Origin of the sequence: Spiroplasma clarkii (assembly GCF_002795265.1) — a bacterium.
GTDB lineage: Bacteria > Bacillota_I > Bacilli_A > Mycoplasmatales > Mycoplasmataceae > Spiroplasma_A > Spiroplasma_A clarkii.
This window is the reverse complement of sequence record NZ_CP024870.1, coordinates 476,986-490,702: the sequence shown is the minus strand read 5'-3', so window position 1 is coordinate 490,702 and position 13,717 is coordinate 476,986. Positions and strand designations below refer to the sequence as shown.

General features: G+C 27.7%; 11 protein-coding genes. All 11 read right to left on the bottom strand.

The annotated features are described in order from the left end of the window. Positions 1 to 210 precede the first annotated feature (210 nt). Positions 211 to 723, bottom strand: a complete 513-nt coding sequence (locus SCLAR_RS02160; protein WP_100254311.1) for a hypothetical protein — start codon at positions 721 to 723, stop codon at positions 211 to 213. Between the two features lie 334 nt (positions 724 to 1,057). Next, complete coding sequence (locus tag SCLAR_RS02155) at positions 1,058 to 1,555, bottom strand: lipoprotein (RefSeq protein ID WP_100254310.1); 498 nt, start codon at positions 1,553 to 1,555, stop codon at positions 1,058 to 1,060. Between the two features lie 237 nt (positions 1,556 to 1,792). Next, entirely contained in the window at positions 1,793 to 2,359 is a 567-nt protein-coding gene (locus SCLAR_RS02150; protein WP_100254309.1) for a lipoprotein, read from the bottom strand. 237 nt (positions 2,360 to 2,596) lie between these two features. Then, positions 2,597 to 3,145 (bottom strand): lipoprotein, encoded by a 549-nt coding sequence (locus tag SCLAR_RS02145; RefSeq protein ID WP_100254308.1) that lies wholly within the window; start codon positions 3,143 to 3,145, stop codon positions 2,597 to 2,599. 422 nt (positions 3,146 to 3,567) lie between these two features. Next, entirely contained in the window at positions 3,568 to 4,179 is a 612-nt protein-coding gene (locus tag SCLAR_RS02140) for a lipoprotein (protein ID WP_100254307.1), read from the bottom strand. A 138-nt stretch (positions 4,180 to 4,317) separates the two neighbouring features. Next, positions 4,318 to 5,313: a Vmc-like lipoprotein signal peptide domain-containing protein gene (locus SCLAR_RS02135; protein ID WP_100254306.1), complete on the bottom strand. Its 996-nt coding sequence runs from the start codon at positions 5,311 to 5,313 to the stop codon at positions 4,318 to 4,320. 10 nt (positions 5,314 to 5,323) lie between these two features. Beyond that, a complete protein-coding gene (locus SCLAR_RS02130) occupies positions 5,324 to 9,430 on the bottom strand; it encodes an ABC transporter permease (RefSeq protein ID WP_100254305.1) in 4,107 nt (1,368 codons plus the stop codon). Positions 9,431 to 9,432: 2 nt separating this feature from the next. Continuing rightward, positions 9,433 to 10,755: a lipoprotein gene (locus SCLAR_RS02125; RefSeq protein WP_100254304.1), complete on the bottom strand. Its 1,323-nt coding sequence runs from the start codon at positions 10,753 to 10,755 to the stop codon at positions 9,433 to 9,435. 340 nt (positions 10,756 to 11,095) lie between these two features. After that, a complete protein-coding gene (locus SCLAR_RS02120; protein ID WP_100254303.1) occupies positions 11,096 to 12,175 on the bottom strand; it encodes a lipoprotein in 1,080 nt (359 codons plus the stop codon). Positions 12,176 to 12,287: 112 nt separating this feature from the next. Next, complete coding sequence (locus SCLAR_RS02115) at positions 12,288 to 12,791, bottom strand: hypothetical protein (protein ID WP_100254302.1); 504 nt, start codon at positions 12,789 to 12,791, stop codon at positions 12,288 to 12,290. A gap of 130 nt (positions 12,792 to 12,921) precedes the next feature. Continuing rightward, positions 12,922 to 13,635, bottom strand: coding sequence for a hypothetical protein (locus SCLAR_RS02110; protein WP_100254301.1), 714 nt, complete (start codon positions 13,633 to 13,635; stop codon positions 12,922 to 12,924). Positions 13,636 to 13,717 lie beyond the last annotated feature (82 nt).

Genomic DNA, 13,717 nt, shown 5'->3' with positions numbered 1-13,717 from the left:
AAATAAAACCCTTGAGCATTACTAGTTCAAGGGTTTTTAATTGCTATTGAAAAATATCTAGCACTGATTAAACAAATCATAGACCCCTATTTTGTTAATAGAAGTCTATAGCTACCAAAAAGTGTATTATTATTTATAACTTTTTTATCAATATTTTTTTGCTATTTACTATAATGTTTCCAATATAATGTTTCTTCTAGGTTAGTAAACTTAGTCAGTTTTTTTAGAAGCTTTTGTTCTTTTTTTAAACAAGAAAAATGCCAACAAATAAAGTGCTGAACCACTAACCATTAAAGTACCTGATATTCCTAAGTAAATAAATAATAACCCTGTAACTAAAGAAATTGAACTAGGGTCATTGACAGTTTTAAAAAAAGGTATTGCACCAATTCAAAATAAAGCAAAACCAACTAAAAAACTGATCAAACTTCCTAAAACTACTAAAATTTCTTTTTTCATATTGTTAAATATAGTTTGAATTAAAACTACAACAAATAGTACTAAACTTACTGTTAAAATAATTACTCCCAATTGAGAAATTGTTTCTAAAGAAGGACTTAAAATTGATTTTAATCACTCTCCAAAGTCACTAAATGTTTCTAAGCCGGATTCAATTAAGTGTTTAATCCCAATTAAAATAATTGCAAAAGTCATAATTGGGATTAAACTTGTTAAAAATATATATGACCCAACATTATTAATGGTTTTTGCTACTGATTTCATACATGATTCCCCTAAATTTCTTTTTATATTTTAACACTCATTGTTTTAAAAATTGAAATTTTTTAAGAAAATTTAGCACCCACACAAAAAACTGTCTTTTTAATTATTCAAAAAAAGCAATTAACTATTTGAATTAATTTAAGAGCTTTCAAACAAAAGTGTTCTATATGATTTCTTTAATTACCCCCAACATTAACAATTCATATAAAACTATTTACTAGATCTTGTAAAAGTATTAAGTCTAAAAAAACTTCAAAACTATAATTATAGTTTTGAAGTTCTGTTGTTAAACTGTTTGAGAAAAGTTATTTTCTTTTACTCAATTAATAATTTTTTAAAGTTGTTTTTTGGTTTTATCTGTTGCTATTATAAAGTCATCAACTTCATCATTAAAAAACAGTTCTATAAAATTCTCAACATCAATAGGCTTGATTTTTTCTGTAGTTTTAATTTCTGGAAAGTAGATAGAAAAGCCAATTTCTTCTAGATTCAATTCATGTTCATTAAAAAACTCTTCTTGTTGTGTTGCTTCTAACAAACACAAATATTGAGCTATCTTAGCATTAAATGCATATGAAGTTCATAATGCAGTAATTGATGTTTGTAAAATCTTGCTTAATTCATCAAAATTAGTTACTTCATCAAGCTTTTTGGCAACATCATCCATTTCAGCTAACAAATTTTGCGCATCAATGTTTATTAAATTAATAATTTCTTCTTTAGTTGATGGATTTTTTGGTAGAGGTATACCCTCAGTAGTACATGCAATTACAGTTGTACTTGTAGTAGCTACCATACCAAGTGCTCCAAATAGTGATAATATTTTTTTCATTTCGTATTTCTCCTGTTTCTTAAATATTATAACTTAAAAGTGTTATTTTTTTAGAAAAATCACTTTTCTTTAAAAATATTACTAAATGCTTATGTAAACTACTTGAATTGATTTTGGTATAGTAAATTTTTAATTAAAAAAACAAATGACCTTTAGTCATTTGCTTTATGTTATTTGAAAATTGTTAATAATAATTTATTTGATCTAAAATTACAATCTTTTAAAAAACTAAGCAATTTAAAATTTATTTTCAAGTGCTCAATCTAATAGTTTTGAATATGTATCTATTGTTTTTTGTGCCAAAGATTTATATTCCATGATAAGTTCTCTGGTAAGTTCAACATCTCTGAGTATTGCTTTAAGAAAGTATTTGATATCACTAACATTAAGACCTGATATATCTAAAAAGTTAAGTAAAAGACTATAATTTTCTAATAAGAATTTACCTGCCATTACTAGATTGACAGAATCAAGATATTGAAAGGTTTTAACACCTAGAACATATAATTTTGCACCATCTAAAACAAATTTTTGAAATTTTTCATTACTTTGAAGTCCTTCATCATCAAATAATGCCTCAACATTATCTACTTGACCTGATTGAACTAGTTCTAGGGCTGTGGCTTTTAATTCAGCATTAAGATTTTTATTAGCTTTTAAAAGTTTTAAAAGTTCTGCTTTGTTGCTTGGATTTTTGATTGAATCAGCATCTAGTGTTGTCAGGTCTGAGTTACATGCAAGCACACTTGTGCTTGCAGTGGTCACCATACTAAATACTCCAAAAATTGCTAATAATTTTTTCATTTCGTGGTTCTCCTCTTAACAAATTCATTATAACCTAGAAAGTTTAATTAGTTTCAAAAAAAATTGATATTTTCAAAAAACATTCCATTTTGCTAATATCAGTAATATTTAAAGAAATTTTATAAGTAATTCTCTCAGTATTTTTATAACTTTATGATCATTCCGGGTTTGACTTTAAAATAGCTTTAAAATTTGTCAATTAAAAACCCTAATTTATCTTAAATTAGGGTTAACAAGTTAACTTGTGAAATTGTTTGTTTTTACTCATTCAAAAATCTTTACAACCGACTCTTTGGTTGAAGATGAGTAGGATTTAACATTAAAAATATTTGCAATTACTGAATCTGCACCAGCTTCAATCTCATCATTAGGAATAATTTCAGTTTCCTCAGTAATAGCATAAGTTTCTAATAATACAGCATTAGTTGTAAGAAAAGTTGACACACCCTCTTCATCTAAAGTATTAATGTATTGAAAGGTTTTATCTTTATATGCATTAATTTCTAGTGCTTTAATATGAAATTTTTGAAATGATGAATTGCTTTTGTTATCCTCATTTGCCATTTCTACTATGCTAGATGGGTTGATCCCCTCTTTTAATAACTCTTTTAAAAGTGCAGTAGCTTCAGTAAATGTTGATTTTTTTTCTTCTAAAACACTTATTAATTCTTCAACTGTGGCAGGATTAATTGGTAGTTCAACAACATACCCTCCACAAGCAATGACATTTGCACTTGCAGTAGCTATTAAACCTACTGCTCCAAAAAATGATAATAATCTTTTCATATTTAATTTCTCCAATCTATAAACAAATTATATCAAAAATTTCGTATTTAATTTTTTTTATTTTTATTTGAATTTAATCAAAAACACCTACCAAAATACTAGGTCTATTAAAAAACAGCTTGTAATTCTTGTTTTATTTAATAGACTCAGTTAAATTCAAAGGCTTTTTTAGATATTTTTAACACATTTTGTAGTTCATTTAGAGATAATCGTTCATTTTTACTAATTTACTTTTAGTAACTTTACACTCAATTGTTGACAAAAAATCACAACCATGAGATTTTAAAAAATTAATTATTATCTTTCATTAACTCTTATAAAAAATTATTACAACCAATTATTTTAAAAATTTGACCCAAGTCTTACTTTCAAACTAGTATAAAAAACTTCAAAACTATCTTCATAGTTTTGAAGCATTTAGATTAGTCTACTTTCTGAAATTTGTCATCTCTTATTCACTCAATGTTTTTTTTAAGTCTTTCTTTAGTTTTATCAGTAATTGACTTCATTAAATCAGGATCACCTGCAATTCTATTGACAAATTTTTCAATATACTCTGACTTGAGTCCATCCTCATGATCAATTTCTGTAAAAGTGAGATCAAATTCTATTTTTTGCAAGTTCTCTTTATTTTCATTAAAAAATTTAACTTGATCTGTTGGTGTATACTTGGCCAAAAATAAAGCAGTTTTAGCATTAATTGCCATTATTGTATATTGTCCAATAATAGCATCTTGGATATCTTCACTATCTTTAAATTCCTCAACAAAATAGATTGCCTCACTAACATCTTTGTGTTCATCAAGTAAGGGTTTTATTTTTACAAAAAGTTCATTTATTTTTGTATTGATAGTTTGGGCATCTGTGTTAATTAATGTTACTAGTTCTTCTTTTGTTGTTGGGTTTTTTGGTAGAGGAATTGTTTCAACAACCCCTTCTGGTTTATCTGGTTTATCTGGTTTACAAGCAACAACACTTGTAGCAGTTGAGGCAGTTAAACCAATAACTGCCAACATTCCTAATATTTTTTTCATTTAAAATTCTCCATTTCTAGTATAAATTTTAACGTAATTTTTTGTAAAATTTTAACAATTTGCAATAATTTTTACTTATCTGCAAAACTATTCATAAATTATTTAAAAACCCTACATTTTGTAGGGTTTTATAGGCTATTAAATTGGGTTTATTCCAAAATATCTAAAAGTTAAAACTATAGTTCCAGTCAAATATGATGGATAACCATCATCATGATTGGCAATGGTGTTAAAAGTTAAAGTGTATGCATTCAAACCATTTTCAGAGTCTAAAGCAATTTTATAACCATCAACATCAATATCATTTACTAAAATTGACAAATAATTAAGTTTATTGGCAAAGTTGTTAGTAACATATTGAGAAAAAGCTTGGTATGGTGTGATACTTCTCAAGGTTCCTAAGTCGTTGTTAACAACTGTGTTGCCTTTTGCGGCTAAATCATTAATATCAATTGGACCAGGACCTCAGTCTGGGGTAAAATCAACCACTCGATAAGTAAGTGTAGTTGTTCCATAAAACTTGTCACGATTTTCTTTATCAAATGAACCAAAGTCCAAAGTAACTTTGTCAGCTTCTGGGTTAATTTTATCTGAGTTAACCATTTCATTGGCAATATCATCAATTCTTGAAATTAAACCTAAATTTCTAAAGATCATTCTCATTAAAATGGTTCTAACCCGATTGTCTTCAATATCTTTTAAGTCTGTTTCAACAATTACATCTGGTAAGTATTTTGAGTTTGTGATTTTTTGTTCAATTGTAATTTTATCATTACCATTTTGAGAATTGGTAATTGTAAAAATATAAGTACCATTTCTTAACAAGTTATCCTCTAGACCTTTTTCTAAAACCATTTTGTTTCTAACAACTTCTCAGTTTAGTTGTTTTAAATCATAACCTCCGTCAGTTAAGTAAAATTTAACTTCATCAATTAAGTCATAAGTGTAAACAAATTTGTTTACATCAATTTTATCTGCAGCAAAATTTTGAAAGCCAGTTTTTCTAATAGCATAAACTGGATCAGGTCTTTCAATTTCAATATAGTCAATTCAATTTTTATCACATGACACAGTTAAGACTGCAGTGGTGCTGATAAACACAACACTGGCAAGTGTTTTTAAAAGTTTTTTCATATTCTCACACCTAACTTTCTTGTACTGCTATTAGTAAGCGAATTCTTTTTAGAATTTCTCAACTGGTAATTGAAGATGATGTGTAAATTATTCACACAATTAGTAAAGTAGCAATTGGGTATCATCAAGTGAAAATAAATAAAGGTAAGACAATTCCTGAACTTGTCATATTTGTGGTGACTAAACTCATCACCACAACTCCCAAGATGAATCCTAAAATTGTGGTTACTACCACAATTGGTAGATACATTCCTACAAAGATTTTTAAAATATATGAATCCTTGTAACCCAAGACTTTCATCACTGCAATTATTTTTTGGTATTTAACAATTACTAAGTTAACAATCAAAGTAATGATAATTAAACATAAAAATAATAAAGTAGCAATAACATAATAAACAATAATTTTAATGTTGTTGATTACTCGGGTTTGAATTTGTAAAGCTAAATCTATTTTAATGGCATTGTTTATGGCAGCCATTTGATAACCAGTAATACTTTGAGAATTACTGGTTCCCCCATTCAATCCATAGCTTGAAAAGTCTCCAAACTCCTGACTGGCACTGACTCCTTTTGAAATATCATTAAATTCATTATTTTGTGAACTTTTATAATTAAAGATTGGGTATTCATTTGTAAATAATTTTAAAATTTTACCATGCTCTGCATTTTCATTTGTTCAGTTTAAAAACTCTTGATATTTATTTGCAGATTGAGTTGGATCATTTGTTTGTCAACTCTTATTTCTATTAACAAATTCAGTTAGTAAACTACTGTTTGCTCCAGAGTTGTAATCTTTGGGGTTTTCTCATTCTTTTAAGAAAACTTGAAATAAAACAGCTTGAGATTTTTCATAACCTGAAATAGTTTTTGCAACACTATTTTGGATTCAAGCTTTTGGAGTACCAAATTGTCTTGAAATTCCAACAACTTTATAGGTTTTGTTAGTACTTGCAGTAACTTTACCAACATCTCCAGTATTAACAACTTCAGACATTACTGTTGGTTTTGTTAAAGTTTCACTAGTTGTATCAATTTCTGTATTATAAACAAATCTGTCAGTAGCAATGGTTGAATTTTTTCAACCCTTGTCTTGTGAATTCAACAGTGAACGAGAATATAATTCTTGTTGATTAGTTGAACCATCAGCACTTTTGGCACTTAGTTCTGCAGCATTTCAACTATATGGATCTATTTCATTTCCTGCATTTGCTAAGGCTTGGTAAAAATGTTCAATATCAACTTCATCACCAACTTTTAATTTTAGCATTTTTGCCAGAGCTGAATTAATAACAATGTTGTCTTTGTTGGCAAATAATTTTTGTTTTAAATCTGTTCCTTTATTATTTAAAAGTAACTGAGTTTTGTTATCAGCTTCAATTCCATAAATTTTAAATGCAACATTTTTTACTGCAGCATCTAAGTAAACTCCAAGATCATCAGTGACTACTGAATAAGGAATTACATTAAATAAAGCATTGAATTGTTTTGAATCATCAACAAAACTTTCACTCATAATTCTTCTCATGCTTTCTGGAGAACTTACATAAATTCCTTGTAAAAATCCTTGTTGTAAATTATCCATAAAGAAGGCTCTTGCTCAATTGTAAAGTGCTGCTGCATCTCTAGCTGTAAAGATGTATCAAGTTTCACTACCTGAATCTAAGTCATCATAAAAACTCTTTTCATAAATTGAATCTTTTTGAATTCTTCCAGATTTTGCTAAAATTGGTTGAGCATTAGCTCCATCAATTCCCATATCTGCAAGTTCTGTATTGCTAACTAGATCTGTATTGCCACTGTCAAACTGTTGAGCACCTTTGAAAAATTCACTGCGACGAATATCTAATCCAATTGTGTTACGATATTTTAAATAAAATACTCTTAAATTTTCAATGTCTTCAAGTCTTTCTTTTAAAGATTGTTCATCTTTAATTACATCTAAAAATTTTTGTTTATTTGTATACTGATCAAGTTTGTAAGTTTTGTAATCACTTCAAACACTTGAAATGATTGTGCCTTTTAAAATTGCACTATCAAGTCCTTCACCAGATACATCTAAATTTAGATTTAAGTTTGTTAAAAAATCCTTGTTTAAATTTTTATAATTTAAATCTGTTAAAGTTCCAATATCATCTTTTGGTGCATAAACATTTGCAGAAATTTCATTAGCCAAATACATTTCTAATAATTTAGAACTTGAAGCTGTTGGTAAAACAGCTCCACTATCTGGATTATATGTTTTATAAAATGTTGTTGGTGCATTATACATTGGAGTTTGGTATTCAATTTGATTGTCAAACTCATTGTCAATATACATGTATTTGGCATAGTTATTTAACATGTCTGGAGAAATGACCCCAACAGCCACAATCAATGATGACACCAACATAACCGAAGTTATAGAAACAAATTTTGAAATTGATGAAGACAAAATTGCTCCCTTAAATCTTGAATCAAAGTTTTTACGTTTTGTTAAAAGTTTTTTAAATTTAATTTTGAAATTACTTGTGGTTGTAATATTTTCATAGTTAATCATTTGTAAAGTTGAATACTTACTGAACATAATTCAGTAAGTTAATAAAGTAATTCCTAATAATAAACCAAACAATCCAAAGACCATTGTACCTAAACCAATTAAAGAGAAATCTGGATCGGCAAAATTAATGGTAAAGAAATTGGCAAAAATATTTGTGACAAATAGTTGAAATGGTAGTGCTAGCAAGTAACCAGCAATTCCTCCAATTACTGAAATAAAAATTGGGTAAAGGAGATTTGATAAAATCAATTCTCGCTTTTTATATCCTAAAGATATTAAGACTCCATTTTGTCCAAAAGTTTTTTGGATGTTGTTTTTTAAAATAATAATTAAAATTCAAACTCCAATTAAAACAATAACCACTGTGGAAACATACATTATTAAACGGAAATACAAAACAATCATGGGAAACATACTTGTTCTTAATTTATAATCGTAATCTCCATCATTAATGCTGTAAACTAATTTTCCAAAACTGTCACTTGCTGGTTTGTAATTTGAGGTTAAACCAACTGTTTGAGCTTTATTCAAATCAGTTAGCAGATCATTTAATTGAGTTGCTGCTTGATCAATATTTAGTTTATCATTTAAAAATTTTATTGAATAATAAACTTCTTTATCTTGATTTGAAACTGCTCTTAAAGTTTCAAGTGCTTGAGTTTCAGTATTGTTATTAAAAACTTTATAGTTTTTAATATCATCAATTACTTCTTGCATTTTTGTAACAATCTCATTGCTAAATGAAGCTTCTAAATAGTTTTTTTGTCATCCAAAATTTTTTGGATTGACATAAACTAATCCTTCATTTACATTATTTGGAAGTGGTGAAGTGTAATCAATGATTGGTGCCATAAAGTTAGCACTGGCACCATACCCTACCACTTGAAATCAATTCATTGAAGAATAAAGTGAATTGGTAATTCAACTATTAATATCTTGATTTTCATAATCAGTTAAATCAACTGCAAATTTTTCACTATCTTTTACTTTAACTGATGTTCCAAAAGCATCATCATTAACTCTAATGACATCATTAATTTGAATGTCATTTGCTTTTGCAAATGTTTCAGAAACATAAACTCATCTACGAGTTAAATCATTTAATGAGTTTTCATATTCTTTTCATGTGGCTAAACTCATTCCAACTGAAACTACAAATGAATCAACAGCTTTATCTGGATCAAGTGAGATTGTTTTTAAAGTTTTTCCTGAACTTAATGCAAAATTCCTAGCTTCAGTACGATCAAAATCAAATTTTAAATCACTGTTACTTTTAGCTAAACTATTTTTTAAATAGTTGAGCACAATTTCATTTCTAAGTTCAGTATTGGTTATTGTTCTAAATTCGTCTGTTTCCATAAAATTATAAGTACTTCCCTCAAATTTTATTACAGCATCATGTAAATTACTTTTTAAAGCAAAATCATCTCTGCTCTTGGTTAATCTTTGAGATGAAGAATCTGTTAGTGTAAAGACAAAAACAGACAAAAACATTAACAAAATTACCATCACAAGTTGCAATTGGTTTTTGATAATGTTTTTAAACATATTTTTAAAAAATAGTTTTTGTTTTTTCATAATTATTCATCTGCTACAACGAATTTATAACCAGGATTTGTACCTTCTTTTGGAGGTGTTAATTTTTCAATTAATTCTGGGTCTGTTATTATGTTAAGAGATTCAATTAATTCTCAGGCATTAGAGTCAATTGCATATAAGTAGTCTCCACCTGGCAAAATTTCAATAGTTGGTATTTCATCATTCTCAACAAAATGCACTTTTACAAATTTCCCAAACATTTCCTGAGATACTAAATTCTTGAATTCATCATTCATTTGTGTATAGATTTCTTCAATAATTTTTGAGATGCTTCTTCCATTATATGCTTCACTTGAAACTTTTAAATCATTTGCTGGTATATAATCTCCAAATACAATTCTATTTTCCTCTATCAATTTATACTCTATTGTTGTAGTCAAACTTCTTCTATCAATAATGTTTTCAACAGCAAGTGGGTTTTGTTCACCCCATGATAAGTTTAATTTTAATGAATTTACTGATATATTTGCACTAACATCTTTTTCCATCTCACCCATCATAGAGATAGAAGCTACCATTAAATCTTGTACTAAGTATGTAAATAATTTGTTCCTATCTCCAACACTTTGAAAAACAAATGGAACAGAAACCATTAACTGCATAAATGTGGTATTTTCATTTCCAAAATAATCTGCTCTGTCTTTTCAAAGTGAACCTGGTAGATAGATTTTTCCAACATCAGTAATTCTAAGTAAATCTGCAGAATTTATATTTTTGTTTAAAGTTATGATTTCTTCATCATCACCTTTTAAAATGTTTTGATTTTTAGATTTAATTGAAACTGAGTTATCTTCATAATTTACTTCACCAATCTCAATATCACTTTCATTTAAATAAATTCCGTTCATTTGAGCAAATGAAGTTCTAATTGAATTTTTTGTAACTTTCCCTTGACTCATAACATCTTTAAGAGGTAAGGTTTGATCAATGATTCCATTTTCATCCATATTACCTGCAATAATATTTGTTACAAGTGACTTGTTATTTTCACTTAAATCAAGTGCTTTGATTGTGTAAGTCACATTAATTGGTTCAAATTTATTTGGGTTTGAGAAACCTTTTTTGTAAATTAGTTTTGCACTAGTTTGATCATAACTAAATACTTCCATTTCATCAGTATTTACATTATCATTTTTGGCTTTATAAGCAGCTAAGATTGTTTCTGGGAAAATATTGGCAATTTCTCCCAAAGCATTTTTATCTCGATTGTTAATACCACCTACGGTGTCACTACAAGCCACAACACTGGCTGTTGATGCAGCAGTTAAACCAACTGCTGCTAATAATCCTAATAATTTTTTCATATGTTTTCTCCTTATGATTTTTAAATTTTTTATTCTACTACAATTTTATAACCTCAACCTGTACCTTCACTGATTGGTTTTAAGCTCTCTTTATACTCATCTGAAATATTTGAGGCAATCAATTGTCATGCACTTGGATCTAATCCATAAATATAATCTCCCCCAGGTAAAGTTTCAATTGTGGGGATTTTACCTTCATCAGTAAAGTTTATTTTTGTAAATTTTGTAAATACTTCAAAATTAACTTTAGTTTTAAACTCAGCTTCTAATTGGTTATAAATTTCTTCTTTAATTTTTACAATATTTTTTGCATCATAATTTGTTTTTGAAACTTTGAAATCTACTGGAACTTGAGTTGCATCTTCTCCTTCACCAAGAGTTTTGGTTTTCTGTAAGTTCCTAAAATTGCTCGATCTTCTTTAACAATTTCAAACTTAATAGTAGTAGTTTTTGAATCTTTACTAAAGACTCCATTTTTTGCTAATCAGTTTGTTCCAATACCTTGTCCTTGTCATCCTAAATTAATTTTTAAAAAGTCTAAGGCTAAGTTTTCGCCAATATTTTGTCTAGCTTCACTAAGTATTCCAGTAGCTGAACTTGCTAAATCTTTTGCAAGATAAGCAAAGATTGGGTTTTTATCTCCAATATTTTGAAAGACCATAGTGTAAGCAGTTGTTGCCATACCAACTTTTTCAGGGTTATTTGCTCCATCAAAGAAGTCAGCACGATTATCATACATTTCTCCTGGTAAATAGATTCTGCCAACATCAGTAATTTTTAATAAATTAGTGGTGTCAACATTTCTATTTAAGGTGATGATTTCCTCATCAGTGCCTTTTAAAATGTTTTGGTTTTTTGATTTAATTGAAACTGAGAAGTTTGTATAATCTACTTCACCAATTTCAATGTCATTTTCATTTAAATAAATTCCGTTCATTTGAGCAAATGAAGTTCTAATTGCAGCCTTGGTGATTTTTTTCTGTGCTAGAATTTTTGAAATTGTTAAGGTTTGATCTATCATCCCATTTTCATCCATAATTCCTGCCACAATGTTTCTAACCAAAGCTTGGTTAGTTTCAGTTATATCTAGTGGTTTGATTGTAAAGTTAACAGTAATTGGTTTTCAGCTGCTAGCTTCTGTCACTTTTTTCTTAACAATTTGAGCACTAGTTTGGTTGTAACTAAAGACTTCATAATCACTAATATTGATAGCACTATTTTTTGCTTTAAAAGTATTTAATAATGTATCTGAGAAAATGTTGTCAATTTCTCCTAAGTCTGTTTGTAAACCTTCAATGTTTTCACCATCATCATTGGTGTTGTTGTTACTTTTTTCTATGTCTGCACCACAAGCAACAACGCTTGCAGTTGATGCTGCAGTTAAACCAACTGCAGCTAATAATCCTAATAATTTTTTCATGATTTAGTATCTCCCTTTTGCATTTTTTACTAACTCAAAGTAAATTAATAGCTAGGTTTTATACTTTTATCACTTACAGGTTTGTGTTTATTTTTGAAGAGGTATCTGGCTTTTAAATTCTTAAAAACCGGGCACTATTTTCAACTTCATAAATTTGTTCACTTGCAGATAATAATCTTTTTGTTAAGTTATTTGTTACACCTGTAAAATGAACTTTGGTCCTTTTTCAAAACATTTTTAAGTTCATTGAACTTGGAAATGTTTCAGCCATTTGTTTATGAATTTGTTTAATGTTCTTTAAATTATCATTAACTTTCAAATCTTGTTTGGTTTGAGAATTGAGTTTTTTTAACTCACAATTTGATTCTATTAATCTAAATTCACTAAACATTATCCTACTTGAACCTGCAACACTTCCAATGCTTTGCTTAAAAGGTTCTAGTTTTTTCACTATTTCTCCATTGGGTTTAATTTCACTTAAATTTATGAGTCGCAATCAATTTGTAAAATCGAGATTCACAAAATAACTAACAAGTAATTTGTTATATTTTGAAGTTGAAATTAATAAAGTTGGTGGTCAATTAACCACAGCAAACAGTTCAAGTAATTTTTTCATAAATTCACCTTAAGTCGTATAAGTTTTTAATTCATTTCATACATTTTAATATTTTATGACATCTTGTAAAAGGTTGACTCTTAAAATAACAATAATCTTAAATCTGATTTTCCCGTAATAAATAATTATTTTAATTAAAACTTACAGCCAAAGGTGGTACTTTACTCTTTTTCAAATTACTTCAATATTCTGCATAAGTAATATTAATTTGAATTAAAACATCAATGTTTTTATTAACCATATAAACATTAATAAAACTATTAAAGTCTTGTTCACAATATTTTTTGTTTAATTGAGTTGAGCACAATGGTGTTTCATCTGCTAGATTTGAAAAACTAAAGTTAATTTCTGTTAAAACTTGCTCTACTTTGCTTTTTTCATATTTTGAAACATAGAAGATCACAGCTCCAAATAACATAGCAATAAATAGTAAAGTGATTGAAAATAGTGAAATCATAGCAACAAAAGCTTTATAGTTTGAAACCAAAGTCACTTCACTAAAGAAATTAATAAAAGAGATTGAACCACAACAAATTGTAATCAAGGCAATTAAGGCCACTCTTTTAATAATGATTTTGTTTAGTAAAAATCTTTTAGTAAAGATTGCTAAACGTAAACTTGTATTAAGTTCACTAACTAAACGAGTAAATTGTGCAAAAATGACAACCACAGTAATTAGTAAAAGTACTAAATAAGATGCTGGGTTGAAAATTAAATAAGCAATTTGGTCAAGATAATTTCATGAATATTGGTGAAAAACTTCAAGCATTAGAAAAACTAGTAATGCTAAGATTACAAGACTATAACTAAGTGTTGCTGAACTGCTTTTTTTATAACCCTTCATAAAAACATCTCCACATATTTCCTTATATTTAAAGATTAACATATTTAGACCTAATTTGAGATTGATTTTTAAATAATTTTTT